Origin of the sequence: Phreatobacter stygius (assembly GCF_005144885.1) — a bacterium.
GTDB classification, from domain to species: Bacteria; Pseudomonadota; Alphaproteobacteria; order Rhizobiales; family Phreatobacteraceae; genus Phreatobacter; species Phreatobacter stygius.
The window spans coordinates 6357515-6381375 of sequence record NZ_CP039690.1; the positions used below are offsets into that span (position 1 = coordinate 6357515).

Consider the following 23861-nt stretch of genomic DNA (forward strand, 5'->3'; position numbering starts at 1 on the left):
AAAGAGGTGACGGCGCTGAATGCGACCGCGTCGTCTAAACCGCCACCGTCGCCCCGAAACGCTCCTCGAAGCTGCGCCTCAGCACCGTGTCGACCTCTTCCATGGTCACCGGCAGGCCGAGGTCGACCAGGCTGGTGATGCCGTAGCGCGGGTCCTCGATGCCGCAGGCGACGATGCCGCCGAAATGGTCGAGATCCGGTTCGACGTTCAGCGAGATGCCATGCAGGGTCACCCAGCGCTTCACGCGGATGCCGATGGCGGCGATCTTGTCCTCGTGGCCGGCGCCCTTGTCCGGGCGTCTCACCCAGACGCCGACCCGGTCCTCGCGCCGCTCGCCGCGGATGTTGAAGCCGGCCAGCGTCGCGATGATCCAGGCTTCCAGCGCCGCGACGAAGACGCGCAGGTCGCGCTTGCGCCGGTTCAGGTCGAGCATGACATAGGCGACCCGCTGGCCGGGACCGTGATAGGTCATCTGGCCGCCGCGGCCGGCCTCGAACACCGGAAAGCGGGCGTCGATCAGGCCGGCGCCGCGGGCGCTGGTGCCGGCGGTATAGAGCGGCGGATGTTCGAGCAGCCAGATGCGCTCGGCCGCCCGGCCTTCCGAGATCGCCTGGACATGCCGGTCCATTTCGGCCAGCGCATCCTCATAGGCGACCGGCTCCGGCGCGATCAGCCATTCGACCGGCGCCGCGCCGTCGACCGGCGTCAGCGCGCCGACTAATTCCTCGCGGGTATTTACCACTCGTTCACCATGATCATGGTCTGGTAACAGCCACTCCTGCTGGTGCATTCATGGCGCAAATCGAAACTGTATCGCTCGACATCTCGGTGGTCCTCGGCACGACGAAAATGCCGATCCACCAGATGCTGCGCATGGCCCGTGGCGCCATCATCGAACTCGATGCCACGGAGGACGACGAGGTGCAAATCCTGGCCAATGACATGCCGATCGCCCGCGGCCAGGTGGTGATCAACGGCAACCGCATTGGCGTCCAGATCACCGAAATGCTGCCGCGCCCGGTCGAGCTGCGTTAGGGCGAACGAGCGAATAGCGAATGGCGAATAGCGAATGGGGGAAGAAGAGCCCTGAGCCGCCGGGCGCGCCTCCTTCCCGCTCGCTATTCGCCATCCGCCTCGCCAATTTCGCCATAACCCAGCCGGTCGAGCGCGCCCTGCAGGATGAAGGCGGCGGCCATCTTGTCGACCAGCTCGGCGCGGCGCGCCCGCGAGGCATCGGCCTCGAGCAAGGTGCGGGTGACCGCCGCGGTCGACATGCGTTCGTCCCAGAACACGATGGGCAAGGTGGTCTTCGGCACCAGATTGCGCACGAAGGAGCGGGTTGATTGCGCCCGCGGCCCCTCGGTGCCGTCCATGTTCTTCGGCAAGCCGATCAGCAGCGCGCCGACATCGTGTTTGGCGGCCAAAGCCAGCAGCGCCGCGACATCGGGGGTGAATTTCACCCGCCGGATCGTCTCCAGGGGCGTCGCGATCGTCCAGTTCACGTCCGATAGCGCCAGCCCGATCGTCTTGGTGCCGAGGTCGAGCCCCATCACCCGCTGCCCCCTGGCGACCTGGGCCCGGACCTCGGCCAGTTCCACGATCGCCATGCTGCTGCCCATCCTTGCCGTGCGTTGTGACCATCCGTGCGGCCTCTATACTGCCGAACCGGACGAAGTCCTACCGCATGAGGAGACGCCTGATGAAACTCACCTGGTTCGGCCATTCCGCCTTTCGGCTCGAGTTCGGCCAGTCGATCGTGCTGATCGATCCGTTCCTGACCGGCAATCCGTCATTCACCGGCAACCGCGCCGAGGCGATCGCCGGCGCGACCCATGTCCTGCTGACCCATGGCCACTCCGATCATGTCGGCGATACGCTGACGATCGCGGCCGAAACCGGCGCCAAGGTGGTGACCAATTTCGACCTGTGCATGGTGCTGGCCTCGAAGGGGCTGAAAACCTTCGACCCGATGAACTGCGGTGGCACCACCGACCAGGGCGACTTCACGGTGTCGCTGACCAACGCACTGCATTCGTCCTGCGATTTTCACGACGGCATCAGCCACGCGCTGGGCAATCCGAACGGCCTGGTGATCAAGGTCAAGGGCAGGCCCAACCTCTATGCCATGGGCGATACCGACATGATGCCGGACATGGCGCTGATCGCCGAATATCACAAGCCGTCGCTGGCGCTGGTGCCGGTCGGCGACCGTTTCACCATGGGCGGCGATGCCGCCGCCTTCGCCTGCCGCAAGTTCTTCGATTTCGACACGGTCGTTCCCTGCCACTACGGCACTTTCCCGATCATCGACCAGACCGCCGACAAATTCGTCGGCGCCATGGGCGGGTCCAGGACCAAGGTGGCGGTGCCGAAAGTGGGGGAAAGCCTGACGCTGTGAGAAGAGCGAAGGGCGAGTAGCGAGTAGGGCTGCGCGCAACCCTCGCCCACGGCTTCGCGGGAGAGGGTTTACGCGCGCGGCGCTCGCGGCTTCATCCCCATTCGCTATTTGCCACTCGCTATTCGCTTTTTTACCCCCCGAACCCCCGGATCATCGTCATGAACCGGACCTGCTCGGTGGCGTCGGCCTTGAACAGGCCGGTAAAGCCTGTCGTGATGGTCGAGACGCCCTGTTTCTGCACGCCGCGCATCGACATGCACATGTGCTCGGCCTCGACCAGCACGGCGATGCCGCGCGGACGCAGGCTCTCCTCGATGGCGCCGACGATCTCGGCCGTCATGTTCTCCTGCGTCTGCAGGCGACGGGCGAAGATATCGACCACGCGGGCGAGCTTGGACAGGCCGACGACGCCGTCGCGCGGGTAATAGGCGATATGCGCCTTGCCCTGGATCGGCACGATATGGTGCTCGCAGTGGGAAAAGAACGGAATGTCGCGCACCAGCACGACATCGCCATAACCGCCGACTTCCTCGAAAACCGTCCCCAGCTCGTCCGCGGCCGACTGGCCATAGCCGCGAAACAGATCCTCCCAGGATTTCACCATGCGACGCGGCGTGTCGAGCAGGCCTTCCCGATCGGGATCCTCACCAACCCATTCGATCAGGGTACGAACAGCGGCTTCGGCTTCCTCTCGTGTCGGACGGCGATGACGCTTTGCCTCGGGACCCTTGTGAACCGGAAGGGTCGTAACGACGGCATCCATGACTCAACTCCAGTAGAGGGACGTTCCCAACGGCTTTCTTGCGGCGGTGCGGGGCAGGCTGTCTTTTCTGGAAGATCAAGAACTTGGCTGGAAGGTCAAGAACTTGGCTGGAGGATCAAGAGGTCAGGGTAGGACGAAATGCATGCCCGATAGCGCCGGTGCAACGCCCCGGTGTGGTCCGGGGTTCCATGTCTACACGCGAGGCATATATGATGGATGCATCTGAACGGCCCATGAACAGTTGTTCATCTTTCGGCCGCAGGGAACCGCCGCCGTGATCGACGATATCTACAACAAGCGCATCCTGGAATTGGCCGCCGATATCCCGCGGCTCGGCCGCCTGGCGCAGCCGCAGGCGAGCGCCACAGCCCATTCCAAGCTCTGCGGTTCGACGGTGACCGTCGATCTCGTCATGGACGGCGACCGGGTCGCCGATTTCGCCCATGAGGTGAAGGCCTGCGCGCTCGGCCAGGCCTCGTCCTCGATCATGGCGCGCCATGTCGTCGGCTCCAGCGCCGCGGAACTCCGGGACTTGCGTGAGGCGGTCAGGCGCATGCTGAAGGAAAACGGTCAGCCGCCTTCGGGCAAATGGGCCGATATCGCGGTGCTCGAGCCGGTGCGCGACTACAAGGCCCGCCATGCCTCGACACTCCTGACCTTCGACGCGGTGGTCGACGCGATCGGCAAGATCCAGGCGGCGCGGGCACCCGAAGCCGCCGAATAGATCCGTGAGCCCCGACAGCCGGCGCCCATGCTAAGAGGCAGCCGATGAGCGGCTCCGATCTCGACCGGCTGTTTGACGACAAGCGTCCGCGGCGCTGGCCGAGGCTGGCCGGCCATTGGCTGCTGCGCGGCTACCAGCTGAGCATTTCCATGCTGGTCGGCCGCTGGTGCCGGCATATGCCCAGCTGTTCGGCCTATATGGACGAGGCGGTCATGCGCCATGGCCTCTGGGCCGGCGGCTGGACCGGTTTTGCCAGGCTTTGCCGCTGCCATCCGCTTGGCACTTCCGGCATCGACAACCCGCCGCTCGTCCTGCCGGACCGGGCACGCTGGTTTCTGCCCTGGCGTTACGGTCAATGGCGCTGGCGCAGGGGCGGGCCGGTCTGCGAAGCCGTGGACGTCGCTCAGAAACCTTGATCCCCCCGCGATCAGAAACCTTGATCCCCCCGCGATCAGAAACCTTGATCCCCCCGCGATCAGAAACCTTGATCCCCTCGCGATCAGAAACCTTGATCCCCCGCAATCAGAAACCTTGATCGCGGGTGATGATGCCATAACCCTCCAGGATGCCCCGTTCGGGATAGAAGGCATCGTGCTGTTCGCCGTCCATCAGGCCGCCGAGCGCCGGATCGAGACCCATGTCGCCGAAATAGCCGCGCACCCGCTCCAGGGTCGCGGCGATCAGTTTCTGCCGGAGCGCGTCGGGCAAGGCGCCGCCGGCCGGATGGCGGAAGTCGATCGGACTGATCGAGATGACCGCTCCGGGGGCTGCCGCCCGCTGCACGCCGGCAACCAGGAGGTAGAGGCAGGAGCCGTAACAGACGCCGTCGAGGGCGAGCGTCGGGGTCTCGCCGGACCGTTCGGTGCGCGCCACGATCGTGTCGAGCCTGGCGCGCCTGACGATCCGGCCGAGCGCCATCGAGACGTCGACAAGGCCGCCTTCCGAATGGATGGCGATCGGCGGCCTGGCGGTCCCGAGCTGCTGCACCAGGGCGGCGAAGGTCACCACCGTGCCGGGCAGGATCACGCCTTCGGCGGCGATCCATTCCGAACAGCCCTGGCCGCAGGCGCCGGGCGTGCCGGTCATCCGGGTAAAGGTCATCGGTGTCATCGCCGGCTGGGCCGCGCGCGGGGCAGGGGCAGGCGATAGCGCCTCGCCCGGCGTCGCCGGCGGGGGCGCCGGCTGGGCATGCGCCGGCGGCACCGGCCAGAGGCTTGCCGCGAGACCGGCGAGAAGGGCGAGGGTCATGCGCATCGCCGCCAAGGCTAGCCGTCGCCGCCGGCCGGGGGAAGAACGATCGATCGCGCAAGGATTGATCGGCCAAGGATTGATCGTCCAAGCATTGATCGTCCAAGCATTGCCCTGGCCGCCGGGCTCCGCTATCCCAGCCTCCTTCGTCGACCGTATGCCGCGCCTGTGTGCGGCAAGTCCGGCTGACGGATCCACCCTATCGTCCACCCCCTTACCTGCTCTGTCGGCAGGAGTGAGAGGAGAATTCCATGCCCGTGCTGACTTTCCCCGATGGCGCGAAACGTTCCTATGATGCCGGTGCGACCGGCCTCGACGTCGCCAAGGCCATTGCCCCTTCGCTTGCCAAAAGATCGATTGCCGTGAAGCTCGACGGGGTGGTCACCGACCTCTCCGATCCGATCCTGCGCGACGCCAATATCGAATTCCTGTCGCGCGAGAGCGCCGAGGCGCTCGAGCTGATCCGCCACGACGCCGCCCATGTGATGGCGGAAGCGGTGCAGAAGCTGTGGCCGGGCACCCAGGTGACCATTGGCCCGGTGATCGAGAACGGCTTCTATTACGACTTCTTCCGCAACGAGCCGTTCACGCCGGAAGATTTCGGCGCGATCGAAGCCGAGATGCGCAAGATCATCGCCGCCAACAAGCCCTTCACCAAGCGCGTCGTGTCGCGCGAAGAGGCGATCCGGATCTTCCGGGACAAGGGCGAGGCCTTCAAGGTCGAACTGGTCGAGGCGATCCCCGCCGACCAGCAGATCAAGCTTTATGACCAGGGCGGCTGGTTCGATCTCTGCCGCGGCCCGCACATGGCCTCGACCGGCCAGATCGGCAATTCCTTCAAGCTGATGCGGGTGGCGGGTGCCTATTGGCGCGGCGACGCCAAGAACCCGATGCTGACCCGCATCTATGCCACGGCCTGGCGCACCGACGACGAGCTGAAGGCTTATGCCCACATGCTCGAGGAAGCCGAGAAGCGGGACCACCGCAAGCTCGGCCGCGAAATGGACCTGTTCCACTTCCAGGAGGAGGGGCCGGGCGTCGTGTTCTGGCACGCCAAGGGCTGGACCATGTTCCAGAACCTGGTCGCCTATATGCGCCGCCGCCTCAACGAGATGGAATACCAGGAGGTCAATGCGCCGCAGCTGCTCGACAAGTCGTTGTGGGAGACCTCGGGCCATTGGGAGTGGTATCGCGAGAACATGTTCGCGGCCCAGTCGGCCGGCGACGAAGCCGAGGACAAGCGCTGGTTCGCGATCAAGCCGATGAACTGCCCTGGCCACGTCCAGATCTTCAAGCATGGCTTGAAGAGTTACCGCGATCTACCGATGAAACTTGCGGAATTCGGCGTCGTTCACCGCTACGAACCATCAGGCGCCCTGCATGGCCTGATGCGCGTGCGCGGTTTCACCCAGGACGACGCCCATGTCTTCTGCACCGACGAGCAGATGGCCGCGGAATGTATCCGCATCAACGAGCTGATCCTGACCACCTATGCCGATTTCGGCTTCGACGAGATCGTGGTGAAGCTGTCGACCCGGCCCGACAAGCGGGTCGGTACCGACGCCATGTGGGATCGCGCCGAAGAGGTCATGGGCGAGGTGCTGAAGACCATTGCGCACCAGTCCGGCAACCGCATCAAGACCGCGATCAATCCGGGCGAGGGCGCCTTCTACGGGCCGAAATTCGAATATGTGCTGCGTGACGCCATTGGCCGGGAATGGCAATGCGGCACGACCCAGGTCGATTTCAACCTGCCGGAACGGTTCGGCGCCTTCTATATTGGCCCCGATGGCGAAAAGACCACGCCGGTCATGATCCACCGGGCGATCTGCGGTTCGATGGAGCGTTTCATCGGCATTCTCATCGAGCACTATGCCGGCCATTTCCCGTTCTGGTTCGCGCCGAAACAGGTGATCATCTGCCCGATCACCTCGGAGGCCGACGATTACGGCCTGGAAGTGCTCGCCGCCTGCCGCAAGGCCGGGCTGAGGGCCGATGCCGACCTGCGCAACGAGAAGATCTCCTACAAGGTGCGCGAGCACTCGCTCGGCAAGGTCCCGGTGATCCTGGCGGTCGGCAAGAAAGAGGCGGCCGAGCGCTCCGTCTCGGTCCGCCGGCTCGGCTCGCAGGCGCAGGAGACCGTCAGCCTCGACCAGATCGTCGCCACCTTGACCGATGAAGCGACCCCGCCGGATGTCCGGCGCGCCCGCGCGGCGTGATCGAATTCAGGGGCCTTGGTGAAAGCCAAGGCCCCTGTCTTTTGGCGGGCGGGAAACGGGATCTCCGCAGAAAGGTCGGTTGTCCTTTCTGGCGCGCGCTCCGGAACCACCGGCCCCACCTCGCCCCGGCGGGGAGAGGTCGGCGCGCCAGCGCCGGGAGAGGGGGAATAGATCTTTCCCAACAGGGCTTTATGCGCTTCGCAAGATGCCTCTTCGACGAGCGCCCCACCCCCCTCTCCCGCTGGGGCTACGACATTCACACATCTCTCAAAGCGGCCTGAATTCGCCACCTCTCAAGGCTTCGCACGAGAACCACGGATAGCGCATGCGCCGTCCTTTTTCGTCATGGCCGGCCTTGTGCCGGCCATCCACGCATTGCCTTGACCGCGGAGGACGTGGATGGCCGTGACAAGCACGGCCATGACGAAGCGAGAAACACCGCGCCAAGACATGGATTGTCGAGATGTGTGAATCCGATAGCCCGCTGGGGAGAGGTGAAGGTCGTGGTTCCGGCGCGACCCTCGAAGGACGGCTATCCCTGTTGCAAGGGAAGAGACGCTGGCCCCTGATGCGCAGCACCAACGTGCCAAACCCTACCGCGCGACGACCTGAAGCTCCAGGTCCTTGCCCGCTTCGACCTGGAATTTCCGGTTGAACACGCGGCCCTCATAGCGGGCGATGGCGAGATATTCGCCCTCCTGCAGCACCATGGAGGGGAAGGCGCCGATCGATTCCTTGATCACGTCGCCGCCGGGCGTCAGCACGGTCCAGGCGGCATTGCCGATCGGCTCGCCGCCTTCGCGCTCCTTGACCAGCCTCAGGCTGACATTGGCGGCGCGGTGATGGATGGTCGCGTCCGTCACCTGTCCGGCCCGGATCCGGATATCGGCGCGGATGGTGGCATTGGCGTCGCCATAGACCGAAACGATGTGATAGGTGCCCTCGGTCAGGGCGATCAGGTCGCCGGCCGGTGCCTGGCGCATGACCAGGCGCGGCTCGCCGCCGTCGAACAGGCCACCGGCAAAAATATCGAAAGCCAGCCGGGCATTGGGAATGTCGCGTTCGCCGACCTTGCCGACCAGTTTCAGCGCGCCGGCGTTCAGCACCATGGTCTGGCGGAACGGGCCGGTGCCGATCTCGACCTTCTGGGCCTGGGCCACCGTGCCGAACGCGGTGTGGACGATATAGGTGCCGGGCCTGAGCGCAAAAGTCGGCGCGGCATCGCGCGATTCGGTGATCAGCGCGATGGCGCCATTGGCCTCCGGCTGGTCGGCGAAGACCCGCCAGTGCAGCCCGCCGCGGACGAACTGGCCGTTCTGCTTGTAGCGGGCGTCGAAATTGACCGGAGTGCGGTCGGTGAATTGCGGCACGATATTGGGCTGCGGCGGCGCGCCTTGCAGCTGCAGCGGACTGGTGCCCGCCTGGGGGCGAAGGGCAGGGCGCCGTCCGGCAAGGTGAAGAACGGCGTGGCGGCGCCGCCCGGGATATGCCGGCGCCGGCGCTGCGGTTCGGAGGCCAGCGGCGCAAGCTCGGTCTGCAGCGGTGCCGCGCCGGATCCCGCCCCTTGGGTGAGCCGCGGCGACTGCGCCACCGCCACGCCCAGGGGCGCCGTGGTGGCGATCACCGCGGCGAGACAGGACGAACACAGGCGCTTGGCGGTCGGTGGCATCGGCTGATATTTCTAGGGTCCGCGTTTCCCGTGAACCATTCTCCGGACATTATGGCCTTTTTGCTGCGCATCAGCCCTGCAGGCAAGGGGAAAGCGTCTCGGTCAACGGGATAAGGTCTTGGCGTGGCGGCCGAACCGACCTAGTTGAGCGCTGACCCCGAGGAAACCGCAGCCATGCCCGCATCCGCAGATCTGATCGCTCATCTGAAGACCCGCCGTTCCGTGCCGTTCCCGCTGATGGCCGAGCCGGGGCCGGACGCAGCCACTTTGACCGACATGCTCGCCATAGCGGCCCGGGTTCCCGATCACGGCAAGCTGGCGCCCTGGCGTTTCATCATCATCGACCGGGCGGCCGGCGCCAGGCTCGGCGCCTTTCTGGTCGAGCTCGCCAAGGCCGATGATCCGGCCGCCGACGCCAAAAAACTCGAAGCCGACGCCGCCCGTTTCAGCCGGGCGCCGGTCTGTGTCGCCGTCGTCTCGCGCGCCGGTCCGCATGTCAAAATTCCGGAATGGGAACAGCTGATGTCGGCCGGCGCGGTCGGCCTCAACCTGCTGCATGCCGCCGCCGCCTTCGGTTTCGGCGGCAACTGGGTGACCGAATGGCCAGCCTATGACCGGCGCGTGCTGGACCGGCTGGGTCTTGCGGCCGCCGAAAAGATCGCCGGTTTCGTCCATATCGGCACGCCCACCGCCAAGGCCGAAGACCGCGTCCGACCGGATATGGCCAGCATCATCTCGCACTTCGAAGGCTGATCTCATGCATTACAATGTCACCGCCGCCGATCACGGCCTGCCTTATGATCCGTTCAAGGCGGTGGTCGCGCCGCGTCCGATCGGCTGGATCACCGCGCTCGACAGGGACGGCCGGGTCAATTGTTCGCCCTATTCCTTCTTCAACGCCATTTCCGACAAGCCGCACATGGTCGCCTTCGGCGGCGGCGGCATGAAGGATGCCCGCGCCTTCATCGAGGAGACCGGCGAATTCACCTGTTCGCTGTCGACCTTCGACCTGCGCGAGGAAATGAACCGCACCTCGGCGCCGCTGCCGCGCGGCGAGGATGAAATGGCCTTTGCCGGCCTCGAAGCCGCGCCTTCGAAATTTGTCAAGCCGCCCCGGGTCAAGGCGTCGCCGGCGGCGCTCGAATGCAAATATCTGCAGACCGTGCCGCTGACCTCGCTGGAAGGCGTCACCAATTATTTCCTGATCATTGGCCAGGTGCTCGGCATCTATATCGACGATGCCTTCATCCGCGACGGCATTGTCGACACCGGCGCGATGCGGCCGATCATGCGCGCCGGCTACGACCAGTATTTCCAGGTCGGGCCGGAGCAGATGTTCAAGATGACCCGGCCGCCCGGCGGTGGCAATTTCAACGAGCGCAAGCGCTGAGCCTGCAAAGCGCGGGCGCGACGCGTCATGCCCGCGCTTGGTGCAGGCATGTGTCTGTTTGGTCGGGACAAGACGTGGGTGGCCGGGACAAGCCCGGCCAAGACGCGGTGTGAGGCGTCGCGCCAGCGATCGATCGCCTGCGGTTCTTCTCGGCGGAGCCACCGGCTGGGCTCGTGTCCGTCCTCACCGCCCGCTTCGTCCTGGCCGGGCTTGTCCCGGCCATCCACGACTTTTCCCGCGAAGCATACGCATGCCTTGACCGCGGAAGTCGTCGACGCCTCTCAGCCCTTGCTGCGGGCGATGAGCCGCTCGGCCCGCGTCAGGTGCGGCCGGTCGAACATTTCACCTGATATATTGACCACGCCTGCGGCCGGATTGGCGGCAAAGGCGTCGATCACCGCCTGGGCCTCGGCGATCGCCTCGGCGGTCGGCGTGAACACCGCGTTGATCACCGGCACCTGCGCCGGATGGATCGCCATCTTGCCGGTGAAGCCGTCGCGACGGGCCTCCTCGCATTCCCGCCTGAGGCCCTCGCTGTCGCGGAACGCCGGAAACACCGTGTCGATCGGCTGGGCGCCGGCCGCCACCGCGCCGAACAGGCAGAGCGACCGGGCCATGCGGAACGGCTCGGTATGGCGGCCGTCGGCGGCCCGGTTGGTCTCCGCGCCGATATCGGCGGAGAGGTCCTCGGCGCCCCAGGTGAGGCCGGTCAGCCTCGGGCTGGCGCCCTGGTAGCTGCCGAGGTTGAACACCGCCTTGGCCGTCTCGGTTGCCACCACGACGATCTTGATCGACCCCTCGGCAAGCCCGTGCACCGCTTCGAGCGCGGTCAGCTTGGCATCGAGATGGATGACGTCGGCGCCGCGTTCGGCCTTCGGCAGCATGATCGCGTCCGGCTTCGCGCCGACCACCGCGCCGAGATCGGCATCGGTCAGCCCGCTATCCAGCGCATTGACCCTGACCATCAGCAAGGGCCGGTCGGTCGAGGCGGCATGGGTTGAAAGGAAAGCCCGGGCGATATCGCGCGCCAGCGGCTTGTTGGCGGCAGCGACCGAATCTTCCAGATCCAGGATCAACGCATCGGCGCCGCTCGCCAGGCTCTTGCCCAGCTTCTTTTCCGAATCGGCCGGCACGAACAGCATGGAGCGCATGGGTCAGGCCGGGCGCTTGAGAACGAGCGATTGGCGCAGGCATTCCGCCACCAGCTTGTCGTTCTGGTTGAAGGCGCGGTGATGAAATTCGATCACGCCCATGGTCGGCCGCGATTTCGATTCGCGCTTGGCCACCACCTGGCTCTCGCAATGCACGGTGTCGTCCTCGAACAGCGGGTGGGGGAACTTCACATCGGTCATGCCGAGATTGGCGAACAGCGTGCCATTGGTGGTGTCGGGCACCGAAATGCCGATCATCAGGCCGAGCGTGAACAGCGAGTTCATCAACGGCTTGCCCCACTCCGATTCGGCCGAAAACTGCCGGTCGATATGCAACGGCTGCGGATTCATCGTCAGATTGGAGAACAGCACATTGTCCATTTGCGTCACCGAACGGGTGAAGCGGTGCTTGATGAGCTGGCCGACGGCGAAGTCGTCGAAATAGATGCCGCCGCGCGGATGGCGTTGAGCATCGGTGATCAGAACGGTGGAGGTCATGGGATCTGCGCCATCGCGGGTGAGGGGATTAGGATTTCGTTTACCATAATGACGCAGGATTGAACCTGGAGGTATCACCTCCGGGGTCCTGCCAAGATGTTCCTTTTCCGTTCACCTGCCGATCCGCAGAGCCGTCCGACCAGCGCGACGGAAGCCGGGGTGAATCGTGTCGTCTCGGCGATCCAGTCGGCGGCCCAGACCACCGGCGCCGGGTTCGATTATCTGTTGCGCACGGCGCAGCGCGAGTCGAGCCTGCAGCCCTCGGCGCAGGCACCCACCTCCAGCGCCCGCGGCCTCTACCAGTTCATCGACACGACCTGGCTGACCATGGTGCGCGACGAAGGCCGCAAGCTCGGCCTCGAGCGCTACGCCGCGCAGATCGGTTCCAACAGCAATGGCCAGCCGGTGGTCGCCGATGCCGCCACCCGCCAGCAGATCCTGGCGCTGCGCGACGATCCGAAGGTCGCGGCCCTGATGGCCGGCGCCTTCACCAACCGCAATGCCGCCGATCTGCGCGCCGCCACGGGTCGCAACCCGACCGAAGGCGAGCTCTACATGGCGCATTTCCTCGGCTCGGGCGGCGCCTCGCGCCTGATCGGCCTCAACCAGACCAATCCGCAGGCGATCGCGGCGCGGGCCTTTCCGGACGCCGCCGGCGCCAATCGCCGGATCTTTTTCGACAATGGCCGGCCGCGCACCGTCGCCGAGGTCTATGGCCTGCTCAGCTCCGGCCAGACCACGGCGGTTGCCGGCGCCAGCCCGGCCGCCACGGTTCAGCCGGCTGCCGCGAGCCCTGCGGTCGCGCCGGAAACCGAATCGGATCGTGGCTCCTGGTCGGCCGTGCCGCGCATGAACGCCAATCCGAACCGGCCGTTCCACTCGATGTTCGCCTCCGGAGCCGGTCCGATCAATGCCTTCGTCTCGGCCACCTGGGCTTCGCTCGGCCGCGGCGCTTCGACACGTGAACCGGTGACCGCCGAGACCGCCCTGGCGCAGACCAGCACCAGCGCGCCGAGTGTCGCGCCGCCGGTTGCGGCCCCCGTCTCGACCGTTGCACCGGCCAATGGCCGGGCGCCGGTCGGCGGCCCCTTCATGCCGGTGCGCACCGAACCGGCCGGCCGCAGCGGCCCGCTCGATCTCAGCCAGTTCAGGCGCACCGCCGAACATCGCTGACGCAGCGTCGCGAAGTCGAAAAACCGTTAAATTTCATAGTGAACGCTTTATTAAGCGGCCGCGCGCTAGCTTTGCTCTGCGGGGGCGTCGGGCTCTCGCCTCTGCAGGCGCTTCTCAATGATCGTGCGTCACTTCCTCCGCTGGATCCAGACCGCTCCAGCCGGCGACAGGGCCGATGCCACCTCCGCCCTGGCACGCGCCTATCTCCATTCCGATCTGACGCCGGGCGACCGTGCCGCCGCCGAGGCCGCGATGATCGTGCTGCTCGACGATCCCTCGCCCTTGGTCCGCCGGGCGCTCGCCGAGGCGCTGGCGGCCTCGGAGGACGCGCCGCACACCGTGCTGGCCGGCCTGTTGCAGGACCAGCCGGAGATCGCCGCGATCGTCGCGCGGCATTCGCCGCTGCTGCTCGATGCCGAGCTGGTCGATCTCGTCGGCACCGGCGAGCCGCTGGTGCAATATGCGGTTGCCCGCAGGCGCGAGGTGCCGGCGCCGGTGGCGGCCGCGATCGCCGAGGTCGGTTGCCTGGAGGCCTGTCTTGCCGTGGTCTCGCTCGAGGCCGCCGATGTTCCGGCCTTCTCGATCGACCGGATCGTCGAACGCTTCGGCGACCAGGCCGAGATTCGCGAAGCGCTGTTCCGCCGCGACGACCTGACGGCCGGCGCCCGCCAGGCGCTGGTGGTCAAACTCTCCGAAGCCCTCTCGGCTTTCGTCTCGGACCGGGCCTGGCTCGCCAGGGAGCGTGCCGGGCGGATCGTCAAGGAGGCCTCCGAAAAGGCCACCGTGGTGATTGCCGCGGCGGTCCGTGGCGATGCCCTTCGCCCCCTGGCGCGGCACCTGCGCCAATCCGGCCAGCTCACCACCGGGCTGGTGCTGCGCGCCCTGCTGTCCGGCCACGTCCGCCTGTTCGAGGAGGCGCTGGCCGAACTGTCGGGTCTCACCGCCCGGCGGGTCGCCGGTCTCGTCAACGACCGCCGCGGCGCCGGCTTTCGCGCCCTCTACGACAAGGCGGGCCTGCCGGCCGCGGCCTATCCGGCCTTCGGCGCGGCCCTCGACGCCTGGCATGCCGACGGCGCCGGCCGCGGCGGCGACGCGCAATTGCGCCGGCGCATGGTCGAGCGCGTGCTGACGGCCTATGCGCCGCTGGCGGCAAACGACCTCGATCAGTTGCTGGCGCTGCTGCGCCGTTTCGCCGCCGAAGCCGCGCGCGACGAAGCCCGCGCCTTTACCGAAGATCTGATCGCCGGCCGGGATGCGCGCGATGACGACGATCTGGCTTTCCCGCTTTCGGCCGCGGCCTGATCACATCAGGCTGAAGCACTGCATCAAGGTTTGCCGCCCTTTGTGCGGCACCGCCCGACCGCTCCAGTTCGAAGTGGTCGCAGCGCGACGCTTGATGAGCTCAGAGCCCGCTCAGCGCTCCTGAAAGTCGGGCCAGCAACGACCGTAGCAGCCTCATTGGTTCCGATGACGCGGCGGCCGGGGAAGACGGGTCCTATCCGCAGAGCCGAAATTTGGAAGTCGCAATCGCGGGTTTCACGTCTTGGCATGATCCGAGCAAAACCGCTTGCCGCGAAGATGCCGGACCAGAGCCGGGGAGACGCGCGATGTCAGACCTACACTACGCCACGATTGGTACGACCGGGACGGCATCCAACGGCTTCGGGCAGGCTGTCAGGGCCGGCGTTCACGCCATCATGCGCCGCTATGCCCGGGCACGCGCTCGGCGAACCCTCGCAGAACTGTCTGATGCCCAACTCGAAGATGCAGGCATCGACCGGACTGTCGCACGCGGCAACCGGCCAGTTTTGGAAGTCGACGCCGCATTGATGAGAAACCTCATGTCGATGCGGTGAGAGTCCTTTGAAGGCCCGATGCGCGATCCAGGTCTCTCACGGCACCAGTGGCGGCGCGCCGGTGATCTCGATCAGCTTTTCGGTCGTCACCGCGACCAGCTGGTCGACCAGTTCCGCGGCGACCGGGTGATCGAGCCCCTTGGCGGTCTCGCGCACGATGGCTCTGATCGCGTCGACATGCTGGTTGGCCAAGGCCCAGGGCACCTCGGCGGGGTCGTCGATCCCCTGCAGCAGCAGCGACAGGCTGTCGGCGACGCGCGCCGCCAGCGGGTAGCCGAAAGTGGCGGCCTCGCCCTTGATGTCATGGGCCGCCGAAAACAGATCGGCGCGGGTCGCGGCATCGAGACCCTGGGCTGCCGCCGCATCGCGCGCGCTGGTCAGCCGGGCCACTTCCTTGTCCATCCAGCCGTCGAACTCGACCGACAATTCGGCAAGGGCCGCTTCGGCGCGCTCGATCGCCTCCGGATCGATCCCGCCGAAACCGTCATCCGGCCCGTCGACCTTGTGGACAAAGGTGCGCAGGTTGTGTTTGGGGACGATGACCTCGTAGTCACCGAAGCTCTTGACGCTGGCCTCGTCCAACTTGGCCTCTGGGCGCTTCTTCATGGGTCTGTCCGTCACACCGAACTTTTGGTCTTGTCCAGCAAGGGCTGAACCCGGATGGTTTCGCTCTTGTCGCTCTTGCGACGTTCCGGCCCGACATAGCTGGAACCGTGGTTGCGCCGGCGGTCCGGGCCGAAAAAGGTCTTGGTCTTGATGAACGGCCGCGGATTCACCACGACATTCAGGATGCGCTGGTACAGCGCCTTGGCCGAAATCGGCTTGGCCAGGAATTCGGTGACGCCGGCGTCGCGCGATTCCAGCACGCGTTTCTTTTCGGAATGGCCGGTCAGCATGATGATCGCCACATAGGGATTGGCGTTGGCGCCGGGCTGGCGGATCATGCTGGTCAGCTCGAGCCCGTCGAAGATCGGCATCGACCAGTCGGTGATGACGATGTCGGGCATGTAATGGGTGAAGCCCTCGAGCCCCGCCGCGCCGTCCTCGGCCTCATAGACCTCGCGCGCGCCGAAGCCATGCAGCAGGGTCCTGACGATGCGGCGCATATGCGCGTTGTCGTCAATGACAAGGAATCGCAACCGGTTGAAATCGATGCGGATCATCGCAGGCGAATTTAGCCGCCACGGCTCAACGAAGCGTTAAGGCTGAAACGCCCGCGGCGTGGTCCGAGGCTCTATTCGCCGAACTGCTCGCGCAGGATGCGCTCGTCCAGCGAATGGCCGGGATCATGCAGCAGCACCATGCTGCGCGAGCGGTCCATGGCGATATCGACGCTGGCCACCTCGCGCACCTCGTCATTGTCGGCGGTGGCGCTGACCGGCCGGCGGGTCGGCTCGATCACTTCGATGCGCACCGCCACCCGGTCGGGCAGCAGCGCGCCGCGCCAGCGCCTCGGCCGGAACGGCGAGATCGGGGTGATCGCCAGCAGGTTGGTGTTCAAGGGCAGGATCGGACCATTGGCGGAGAGGTTGTAGGCGGTCGAACCGGCGGGCGTCGCCACCAGCACGCCGTCGCCGGCCAGCTCGTCCATGCGCAACTGCCCGTCGACCAGGATGCGCAGCTTGGCGATCTGCGAGGTTTGCCGGAGCAGCGCCACGTCATTGATGGCAAGGGCATCATGCCTTTCGCCATGGACATCGACGGTGGTCATGGCGAGCGGATGGATCACCGAGCGCTCGGCCGCCTGGATCCGCTCGACCAGCCCGGCCTCGATATATTCGTTCATCAGGAAACCGACCGAGCCGCGGTTCATGCCGTAGATCGGCTTTCCCGTCGAAATGAACCGATGCAGGGTCTGCAGCATCAGGCCGTCGCCGCCGAGCGTGACGATCACGTCGGCCGCATCAGGCTCGACCGAGCCATAACGCTGCGCCAGGCTGGCGAAGGCCGCCTGGGCTTCCGGCGCCGGCGAGGCGACGAAGGCGATCTTGGGCGGATCAGGACGTTGGTCCGACATGGCGGGCCGTCATGCAGAAGAGGAGCTGGCGCAGTGCGAGCGTAGCACCGCCAGATGTCAATCTCGTCTATACGAGCGCCGCGAGCCTTGTCGAGGCGCTCAGGCACCGGCGCCGGGCGGCGCCGATGCGGGTCACGGCGGAGCGGGGGCGATCAGCCGCGGCCGACGAAGGGCATGTCGTTGGCCATGACGGTCATGGTCAGCACGTTGACGTCGAGCGGCAGGTTGGCAATGTGCACGACCGAATCGGCGACATGTTTGACGTTCATCCGCGGCTCGACCTTGACCGAGAAATCCGCCTGCAGCACGCCATTGGTCATCCGCTCGGTCATTTCGGTCGCGGCATTGCCGACATCGATCTGCGAACAGACGATCTGGTCGGCGCGGCCCTCGAGCGAGATCGACTTGGTGAGGCCGAGAATGGCGTGTTTGGTGGCGGTATAGGGCGCCGAATAGGGCCTCGGCGCATAGGCCGAGATCGAGCCGTTATTGATGATCCGGCCGCCTTTAGGCGACTGGACGCGCATCAATCGCATGGCCTCCTGGGCACACAGGAACGAGCCGGTCAGGTTGACGTCCACCACCTGTTTCCACTGGGCAACGGTGAGCTGATCCATCGGGATCGCCGGCGCGCCCATGCCGGCGTTGTTGAACAGCACGTCGATGCGGCCGAACCTGTCCTTCACCGCCTTGAACAGGGCGGCAACCGAGGCTTCGTCGGAGACATCGGTCGGCACCGCGACGACCGTGCCGGCGCCGGCCGCGGCGACCGTCTTGTCCAGCTCGTCCTTGCGCCTTCCGGCGGCGACCACCGCATAGCCCGCGGCGGCCAGTGCAAGCGCCGAGGCGCGCCCGATGCCGGAGCCTGCTCCGGTGACGACGGCGATCTTCTGCGGCATGTCTTGGATCCTCCCGATCAACGCCCTTGCGGCGCGGTTTTTGTCGGCGCGCACACTGGCCGAAACCCGTGTGCGTGTCGACTATGGGCAGGCCAAGGGGAGGGATGCGACGGGCTCGGATCCGGGCAAGCCGGCCGGCCATGCCGCGATCAGTCGCCCAGGCGCACGCGCAAGCCGGCATAAACCGCCGCGCCGCCGGCATTGTAGCCATAGACCTCCTGATAACGCTGGCCGAAAACGTTCTCGCCGCGGATATAGGCGGTGGCGTTCCGGGTCACGTCGTAGGAGAGCTGGGCGCCGACCAGCGTATAGGCCCTGAGATAGACGTCGCTTGTCCCGAGTGGCCCGAAGAACCGGTCGCGCATCGTGCCGTTATGGGCAAGCGTCACGGTGAACTTGCCCCGGTCCCCGGCGAAGGCGGCGGTGGCCGACAGGCTTGCCGCATGTTTCGGCCGGCGCGCCGCCTCCTTGAACACATAGCCCGCAAACGTGTTCTCCGCCGAACGCGTATCGGTATAGGTGTAGGACGCGCTGATCCGCAGCCAGTCGAGCGGCCTGGCCGTGACCGAGGCCTCGACGCCCTGGCGCGAGGTCGCGAAAGGCAGGTTCTCGACCGTGGTGCCGGAGCCGACGATCTCGTTTTCCAGATTGGCCCGGAAATAGGTCAGGTCGGTGATCAGCCGGCCGCCGAACCAGCGCTGCTCGATACCGGCATCCCAGCCGATCGACTGCTCCGGCCGGAGATTTGGATTACCGACAAAGGTGTTGGTGAAACCGAACTGCTCGATGAAGGTCGGATTGGTCACGCCCTTGCCGAGCGAGGCATGCAGCCTGGTGCCGGTGTCGAAGCTCTGGGCGGCGGTGACCCGCCAGGTCGCGGCATTGCGGAACGACGAATTCCAGTCCTGGCGCAGCGCCGCCGACAAGGCAAAGCCGGTCGGAAGACTGAGCAGGTATTCGCCATAGAGGCCCTTGCGCTCGCGGCTCTGGCCCGTTCCGGCGAAACCGCCATTGACGAAGGGGCCGAAGAAACCGTCGCTCTCGTAATAATAGCGGAAGCGCTCGCGCACGATCTCGGCGCCGCCGACCAGCGTGTGGCGGGCGCCCAGAAAACCGGGCGTCTCGAACGTATAGGCCGAACGGTATTCCGCCCGGTTGCGCTCGGTCTGCGACCAGAAGGCCTGGCGTTCGAGAAAGCCGAAGGAACTGACATAGGCATCGGCGGCATTGGTGTTCTGGCGCGACGTGTCGGCGGAAAATTTCTGGATCCAGCGGCCGTCGGCCAGGCTGACGGTGCCGACGATCCGGCCTTGCAGGTCATTGGTCGTGCCCCGACCGGACCCATTGGCCAGAAAGCCGTAATTGGGGTCGGTGGCAAAACCCGGTCCGAAGGCGCTGTTGGCCGGGTTGTAGAAGCCGGTGCGGCTGACCATCCTGAGCGTGGCCTCGAGATTGAACCAGTCGGAAAGGTCGGCGCCGAGCTTGGCGCTGAACGACCCCATCTCGGAGCCGTTCGGCCGTGTCGTGCCGGGCGCGACGACGAAGCCGCCGGCACGCAGGCCCGAGACCGACAGGGCGCCGTAGAGCGGTCCTTGCGCGCCGCGCACCGAGGCCGAGCCTTGCAGCGTGCCGAACGAACCGCCTTCGAGGCGGGCGGTCAGCTCGGGCCTGGCCAGTCCGCGGCCGGACTTGGTCGTGATCAGGATGACGCCGGACTGGGCGTTCGGCCCCCAGATGCCGGATTGCGGTCCGCGCACCACCTCGATCCGCTCGATAGTGTCGACCGGCAGGTTGGCGAGGTCGCTGTCGCCATTGTTCACGTCGTTGATCGGCACGCCATCGACCACGACAAGGGTATGATTCGCCTCGGCGCCGCGAATGCGGACCTGGCTCAGGCCGCCGCGGCCACCGCCCTGGCCGATGGCGACACCCGGCACCAGCCGCAGCACGTCGGGCAGCGTCTGGGCGCCCTGGTTGCGCATGTCTTCGGCGGTGATCACGGTGACCGCCGAACCGACGCGCGGCGCTTCGACCGGCACGGTGCTGGCGCCATAGACCATGATGTCGGGCAGCGGGATGGCCGGTTGCGTGGCCTGCTGGGCCAAGGCTGGCAGAGCGAAGACAGGCAGAGCCAAGGCCGGCAGGGCGAGAAGGCTGGTGAGGCTGAGGATCAGGCGTTGCGCCATGGCGGATCTCCGCGGAAGGGACACGGGATCGCGGAAGCCTCAAGCTTCGAAGGCGACCCCATTGGCCCTCCGCGACATCAGGTGTCACCGAAAAAGCGGCTGCCCGCTCCCCGCACGCGCCATCCCGCACGTTCGGACAGTGACGTCGCGGCGGCCGGTCTCCTGGCTTGCGGGTCGTTGCCGGGGCTCCGCCTTCCCGAGGGCCGAAACTGGCCGTCAGTGGCATTCAGGAACCGGCTCGCCGCTCACAGTTGCGGGGGCAGCTGCGGATTTGCGCTGGACGTCGAACGGGGCCTGCCGGGCAGGTTTGGTCGTCGGTCCGGTGCTCACCGCATTCCCGTGGCCATTGCAAGCAATGGCCGCCGTCGCGAGTTCCGCTAAAAGGCGGGCTCGTCACGGTTTTGTCAATTGTCGGAAAGAAACAGCCCGTCCTGGCGTTCGGCCAAGGCGGGCTGTTCAAAGCCGGGCTGTTCAAAGCCGGGCTGGTGTCAGAGGTCCAATGCGATCAGACCGCCTGGCTCCACTGCACCGGCACGAGCTGGAAGCCATTGCCGTCCTTGGCGATGAAGCCGGTGGCCGGGAAGGGCGCGTGGTAAAAATGCACCTGGGTCCGCTCGGTCGACACCATGTCGAGGACGCGCCGGCGGGTTGCCCGCGCCATGTCGGCATCCTGGTCGAAAATCGCCGACCAGTCGGGGTTGCGCACGAACAGCGCGGGATGACTGGTGATGTCGGCGAGGTAGGTCAATTTGGCATTGCCCGAGGCGATGCCGAAGATGGTGTGGCCGGGCGAATGGCCGTGAGCCGCGACCGAGGTGATGCCCGGCGCCACTTCCGCGCCCGGCGTGAAGCGCTTCACCTGCGCGGCGATCGGCTGGAACACCCGGCGGGCATTCTGGAACCCGCCGCGCGCGCCATCCGGCGCCTGGCCCATGCGCTCGTCCGACATCCAGAAGTCCCATTCCGGCGCCGGCACGTTGATCTCGGCATTGGCGAAGACCGCGGTGCCGTCCTTCAGCCGGATGCCGTTGATATGGTCGCCGTGGAAATGGCTGATGACGATCGAATTGACCTGGGCCGGATCGAAGCCGGCGGCGCGGAAATTGCGCATCCAGACGCCGCTGGTCGGCGCGCCCGAATCGCCATTGCCGGTGTCGATCAGCACCAGCCTGCCGCCGGTTTGCACGACCAGCGTGGTGAAAGTGTTCTGGAACGCATCGGTCGGCAGGAACGACTTGCGCATGGCGTCCTGGACATCGGCGAGCGGCGCATTGCGGACGAACCCGTCGAGCGGCCTGAGGGCGAAACCGTCATTGATCGCGGTGACCGTGATGTCGCCGACCTTGTAGCGGTAGAAGCCCGGCGCCTGGGCCGGAGCGGCGGTCTGGGCTTGCGCTGGGCTGATCATGGCGCTGGTTCCAATCGCGGGAGCGGCGACCGCGACCGCACTGGCGGCTAGGGCATGACGACGTGTGATCATTGTGGCGTCTCCGGCAGCGGGTGCAACGAGGGGTTGGCGTTGCGACGCTAATCTGCACGAATGACTTGGGAAAGACCTGCGCTCGCCGGCGCAAATCACGGCCTCGTGAAGCGTTTCGGCCGCGCCGGCGGAACGCCGTCAGGGAATGGTGCCGGCAGCGGGACTCGAACTCGCGACCTACCGCTTACAAGGCGGTTGCTCTACCAACTGAGCTATGCCGGCCCATATCGGCATCGGCCTAGCAATGCGGGGCTCCGCGCGCAAGAGTGCCGAGCCGATTATGGCACCGCGGCCGTTCACAGCGCCGCGCTGAACGCTGCTCCCCCAGACATGAAAAAACGCCGGGGTGGAGGAGCCCCGGCGTTGGTCTTGGAAGTACCGGCTTCAGGCCGGCACGCACTCAAGGTCTGGTTGAACCCTGTTCAGTTCGACGAAGAGAAGGCCGAGGACGGCACGACTTCGCGCTGGATCAGGCTGCGCTCGGCATTGTTGACGCCGACGGCCTGGCCGCCGAACGCGCGAGGCGAGGTGAACTCGCGCGGCTGGTTCGGAGCATAGGTGGTGACCGAGGGGGTCTGGATGAAACCGGCGGCGTCGCTCATGCCCTGAGCGAAGGCGGGAGCCGCGACGGCGAGCGGAGCGAGCAGCGCGGCGGCAAGGATGAACTTCTTCATGACAGTCTCCATTGGATGTCCCGGCGGCGGCATTGGCCTTGAGGGCCGGGCGGTTGGGTGTGGGGTCGGCGAACCATGTCCGCCGGTGATCAGTTCCAGGAAGAGAAGGCCGAGGACGGCACGGCTTCGCGCTTGATCAGGCTCTGGTCGGCCTGCGAGACGCGGCCGGCCCGCGCCGAGAACTCACGCGGCTGGTTCGGGGCATAGGTCGTGACCGAGGGGGTCTCGATGAAACCGGCGGCGTCCTGCTGGGCAAAAGCCGGAGCGGCGACGGCGAGCGGCGCGACCAAGGTCGCGGCAAGGATGAGCTTCTTCATAACGGTTATCCAACTGAGATCCCGGTGGGGAGGGACACGCCAAGCCCGGGATGTTTGTTTTGGTGTCGGCGGGAGGTGTCCGCCGTCGACATTGCTGAGATAGGTGAGGTCAGATCGAATTGCCAGTCACAAAAATGAGAAAATGCATGCGACAAGGCGCCTCAGTAGTTTCATCAATGCATTGTCGCAATTCTTACAATTGGGCGACGGGGCCGAGACGGGTCGCGCCTTTGGTCCTTCCATCATCAAGAAATGACGCGGTCAGAGCTGGAATCGATCCAGGTGACCTGGTTGTCCAGCGTCTTTGGGGTGTTCCATTCGCTTGATCGCAGCGATCCATGCTCATCACCGCGGCCGAAGTGATGGTTTCGTTTGCAGCGCCTCGAAACAACAAATTGCGGAGGTGCATTTTTGTTCGAATGATTCGTGCTCATGGAATGCATGAGAGCGGATCAGGCAAGACGGCCGGCACGTTCGGGGGTCGACAAGAAAACGTCGGACAAGAAAACGCCGGGGTGGAGCGGCCCCGGCGTTGGTCTTGAAAGCACCGGCTTGAAGCCAGCGCGCACGCAAAGTCAGGTCGACCAGATTCAGTTCGACGAAGAGAAGGCCGAGGACGGCACGACTTCGCGCTGGATCAGGTTGCGCTCGGCATTGCTGACGCCGACGGTCTGGCCGCCGAGCGAACGCTGCGAGGAGAATTCGCGCGGCTGGTTCGGCGCATAGGTGGTGATCGAGGGGGTTTCGATGAAACCGGCCGCATCGCCGCCACCCTGAGCGAAGGCGGGAGCCGCGACGGCGAGCGGAGCGAGCAGCGCTGCGGCAAGGATGAACTTCTTCATGACAGTCTCCATTGGATGTCCCGGCGACGGCATTCGCCTTGAAGGCCGGAAGGTGGGGTGTGGGGTCGGCGGACGATGTCCGCCGGTGGTCAGTTCGCCGCCGAGAAGGCCGAGGACGGCACGGCTTCGCGGTTGATCAGGCTGCCGGCAGCCCGGTCGTTCTGGGCCAGGCGGCCGGAAAATTCGCGCAGCTGGCTCGGGGCATAGGTCGTGACCGAGGGGGTCTCGATGAAACCGGCGGCGTCCTGCTGGGCGAAGGCCGGGGCAGCGACGGCGAGCGGGGCGAGCAGGGCGGCGGCGAGGATGAGCTTCTTCATGACAGTCTCCATTGGAAATTCCGGTGGTGGGAGGGACACG

27 protein-coding genes, 1 tRNA gene and 1 riboswitch are annotated in these 23861 nt (G+C 66.0%); of the genes, 10 read left to right on the plus strand and 18 right to left on the minus strand.

Translation table 11 applies throughout. The features are described from left to right. Positions 1–34: 34 nt before the first annotated feature. On the minus strand, positions 35–742 hold the full coding sequence (gene lipB / locus E8M01_RS30070; RefSeq protein WP_246088482.1) for a lipoyl(octanoyl) transferase LipB: 708 nt from the start codon (positions 740–742) through the stop codon (positions 35–37). A gap of 50 nt (positions 743–792) precedes the next feature. On the opposite strand from lipB, the gene E8M01_RS30075 reads away from it, so the two are divergent. Next, positions 793–1035 carry a FliM/FliN family flagellar motor switch protein gene (locus E8M01_RS30075; protein ID WP_136963527.1) on the plus strand — a complete coding sequence of 81 codons (243 nt, stop codon included), beginning with the start codon at positions 793–795 and terminating at the stop codon, positions 1033–1035. Positions 1036–1118: 83 nt separating this feature from the next. On the opposite strand, the gene ruvX is transcribed toward E8M01_RS30075, so the two are convergent. Then, on the minus strand, positions 1119–1607 hold the full coding sequence (gene ruvX, locus E8M01_RS30080) for a Holliday junction resolvase RuvX (RefSeq protein ID WP_136963528.1): 489 nt from the start codon (positions 1605–1607) through the stop codon (positions 1119–1121). A gap of 92 nt (positions 1608–1699) precedes the next feature. On the opposite strand from ruvX, the gene E8M01_RS30085 reads away from it, so the two are divergent. Then, positions 1700–2398 carry a metal-dependent hydrolase gene (locus E8M01_RS30085; protein ID WP_136963529.1) on the plus strand — a complete coding sequence of 233 codons (699 nt, stop codon included), beginning with the start codon at positions 1700–1702 and terminating at the stop codon, positions 2396–2398. Positions 2399–2528: 130 nt separating this feature from the next. Here the strand turns inward: E8M01_RS30085 and folE are convergent, their stop codons facing one another. Further along, positions 2529–3161: a GTP cyclohydrolase I FolE gene (gene folE / locus E8M01_RS30090; RefSeq protein ID WP_136963530.1), complete on the minus strand. Its 633-nt coding sequence runs from the start codon at positions 3159–3161 to the stop codon at positions 2529–2531. 274 nt (positions 3162–3435) lie between these two features. On the opposite strand from folE, the gene E8M01_RS30095 reads away from it, so the two are divergent. Continuing rightward, complete coding sequence (locus E8M01_RS30095) at positions 3436–3885, plus strand: iron-sulfur cluster assembly scaffold protein (RefSeq protein WP_136963531.1); 450 nt, start codon at positions 3436–3438, stop codon at positions 3883–3885. 44 nt (positions 3886–3929) lie between these two features. Then, positions 3930–4301, plus strand: a complete 372-nt coding sequence (gene yidD, locus E8M01_RS30100) for a membrane protein insertion efficiency factor YidD (RefSeq protein ID WP_136963532.1) — start codon at positions 3930–3932, stop codon at positions 4299–4301. 106 nt (positions 4302–4407) lie between these two features. On the opposite strand, the gene E8M01_RS30105 is transcribed toward yidD, so the two are convergent. Continuing rightward, positions 4408–5133 (minus strand): hypothetical protein, encoded by a 726-nt coding sequence (locus tag E8M01_RS30105; protein ID WP_136963533.1) that lies wholly within the window; start codon positions 5131–5133, stop codon positions 4408–4410. Positions 5134–5384: 251 nt separating this feature from the next. Here E8M01_RS30105 and thrS point away from each other — a divergent pair, with 251 nt between their 5' ends. After that, positions 5385–7352 (plus strand): threonine--tRNA ligase, encoded by a 1968-nt coding sequence (gene thrS / locus E8M01_RS30110; protein WP_136963534.1) that lies wholly within the window; start codon positions 5385–5387, stop codon positions 7350–7352. 593 nt (positions 7353–7945) lie between these two features. On the opposite strand, the gene E8M01_RS30115 is transcribed toward thrS, so the two are convergent. Then, positions 7946–8722 carry a hypothetical protein gene (locus tag E8M01_RS30115; RefSeq protein ID WP_136963535.1) on the minus strand — a complete coding sequence of 259 codons (777 nt, stop codon included), beginning with the start codon at positions 8720–8722 and terminating at the stop codon, positions 7946–7948. Between the two features lie 473 nt (positions 8723–9195). On the opposite strand from E8M01_RS30115, the gene E8M01_RS30120 reads away from it, so the two are divergent. Continuing rightward, entirely contained in the window at positions 9196–9774 is a 579-nt protein-coding gene (locus E8M01_RS30120) for a nitroreductase family protein (protein WP_136963536.1), read from the plus strand. 4 nt (positions 9775–9778) lie between these two features. After that, positions 9779–10411: a flavin reductase family protein gene (locus E8M01_RS30125; protein ID WP_136963537.1), complete on the plus strand. Its 633-nt coding sequence runs from the start codon at positions 9779–9781 to the stop codon at positions 10409–10411. Between the two features lie 281 nt (positions 10412–10692). Here the strand turns inward: E8M01_RS30125 and E8M01_RS30130 are convergent, their stop codons facing one another. Together E8M01_RS30130 and E8M01_RS30135 are read right to left on the minus strand one after the other, a co-directional pair. Continuing rightward, complete coding sequence (locus E8M01_RS30130; RefSeq protein WP_136963538.1) at positions 10693–11562, minus strand: HpcH/HpaI aldolase/citrate lyase family protein; 870 nt, start codon at positions 11560–11562, stop codon at positions 10693–10695. Positions 11563–11565: 3 nt separating this feature from the next. Further along, the gene (locus tag E8M01_RS30135) at positions 11566–12060 is read right to left on the minus strand and encodes a MaoC family dehydratase (protein ID WP_136963539.1); all 495 of its coding nucleotides are present in this window, start codon (positions 12058–12060) and stop codon (positions 11566–11568) included. Between the two features lie 159 nt (positions 12061–12219). Here E8M01_RS30135 and E8M01_RS30140 point away from each other — a divergent pair, with 159 nt between their 5' ends. The 3 genes from E8M01_RS30140 to E8M01_RS36030 all read left to right on the plus strand — a co-directional run bounded on the left by E8M01_RS30140 (position 12220) and on the right by E8M01_RS36030 (position 15089). Beyond that, a complete protein-coding gene (locus E8M01_RS30140; RefSeq protein WP_136963540.1) occupies positions 12220–13233 on the plus strand; it encodes a lytic transglycosylase domain-containing protein in 1014 nt (337 codons plus the stop codon). A 117-nt stretch (positions 13234–13350) separates the two neighbouring features. Beyond that, positions 13351–14535: a DUF2336 domain-containing protein gene (locus tag E8M01_RS30145; RefSeq protein WP_136963541.1), complete on the plus strand. Its 1185-nt coding sequence runs from the start codon at positions 13351–13353 to the stop codon at positions 14533–14535. A gap of 395 nt (positions 14536–14930) precedes the next feature. Further along, complete coding sequence (locus tag E8M01_RS36030) at positions 14931–15089, plus strand: YjiS-like domain-containing protein (protein WP_425467756.1); 159 nt, start codon at positions 14931–14933, stop codon at positions 15087–15089. 36 nt (positions 15090–15125) lie between these two features. Here the strand turns inward: E8M01_RS36030 and E8M01_RS30155 are convergent, their stop codons facing one another. The 11 genes from E8M01_RS30155 to E8M01_RS30205 form a co-directional block, all read right to left on the minus strand. Continuing rightward, positions 15126–15695, minus strand: a complete 570-nt coding sequence (locus E8M01_RS30155) for an Hpt domain-containing protein (protein WP_136963543.1) — start codon at positions 15693–15695, stop codon at positions 15126–15128. An 11-nt stretch (positions 15696–15706) separates the two neighbouring features. Further along, on the minus strand, positions 15707–16252 hold the full coding sequence (locus E8M01_RS30160) for a response regulator (protein ID WP_136963544.1): 546 nt from the start codon (positions 16250–16252) through the stop codon (positions 15707–15709). 71 nt (positions 16253–16323) lie between these two features. Next, positions 16324–17106 carry an NAD kinase gene (locus tag E8M01_RS30165; RefSeq protein ID WP_136963545.1) on the minus strand — a complete coding sequence of 261 codons (783 nt, stop codon included), beginning with the start codon at positions 17104–17106 and terminating at the stop codon, positions 16324–16326. Positions 17107–17258: 152 nt separating this feature from the next. Further along, the gene (locus E8M01_RS30170; protein WP_211596676.1) at positions 17259–18005 is read right to left on the minus strand and encodes an SDR family oxidoreductase; all 747 of its coding nucleotides are present in this window, start codon (positions 18003–18005) and stop codon (positions 17259–17261) included. A gap of 149 nt (positions 18006–18154) precedes the next feature. Continuing rightward, on the minus strand, positions 18155–20191 hold the full coding sequence (locus E8M01_RS30175) for a TonB-dependent receptor plug domain-containing protein (protein WP_136963546.1): 2037 nt from the start codon (positions 20189–20191) through the stop codon (positions 18155–18157). Positions 20192–20326: 135 nt separating this feature from the next. Continuing rightward, a riboswitch (cobalamin riboswitch) is annotated at positions 20327–20573 on the minus strand. A gap of 123 nt (positions 20574–20696) precedes the next feature. Then, a complete protein-coding gene (locus E8M01_RS30180) occupies positions 20697–21599 on the minus strand; it encodes an MBL fold metallo-hydrolase (protein ID WP_246088483.1) in 903 nt (300 codons plus the stop codon). Positions 21600–21817: 218 nt separating this feature from the next. Next, a tRNA-Thr gene (locus tag E8M01_RS30185) sits at positions 21818–21893 on the minus strand. A gap of 200 nt (positions 21894–22093) precedes the next feature. Further along, complete coding sequence (locus E8M01_RS30190; RefSeq protein WP_136963548.1) at positions 22094–22345, minus strand: hypothetical protein; 252 nt, start codon at positions 22343–22345, stop codon at positions 22094–22096. A gap of 89 nt (positions 22346–22434) precedes the next feature. After that, complete coding sequence (locus E8M01_RS30195; protein WP_136963549.1) at positions 22435–22662, minus strand: hypothetical protein; 228 nt, start codon at positions 22660–22662, stop codon at positions 22435–22437. Between the two features lie 590 nt (positions 22663–23252). Next, positions 23253–23504 carry a hypothetical protein gene (locus tag E8M01_RS30200; protein WP_136963550.1) on the minus strand — a complete coding sequence of 84 codons (252 nt, stop codon included), beginning with the start codon at positions 23502–23504 and terminating at the stop codon, positions 23253–23255. Between the two features lie 89 nt (positions 23505–23593). Next, positions 23594–23821, minus strand: a complete 228-nt coding sequence (locus E8M01_RS30205; RefSeq protein WP_136963551.1) for a hypothetical protein — start codon at positions 23819–23821, stop codon at positions 23594–23596. Positions 23822–23861: the final 40 nt, after the last annotated feature.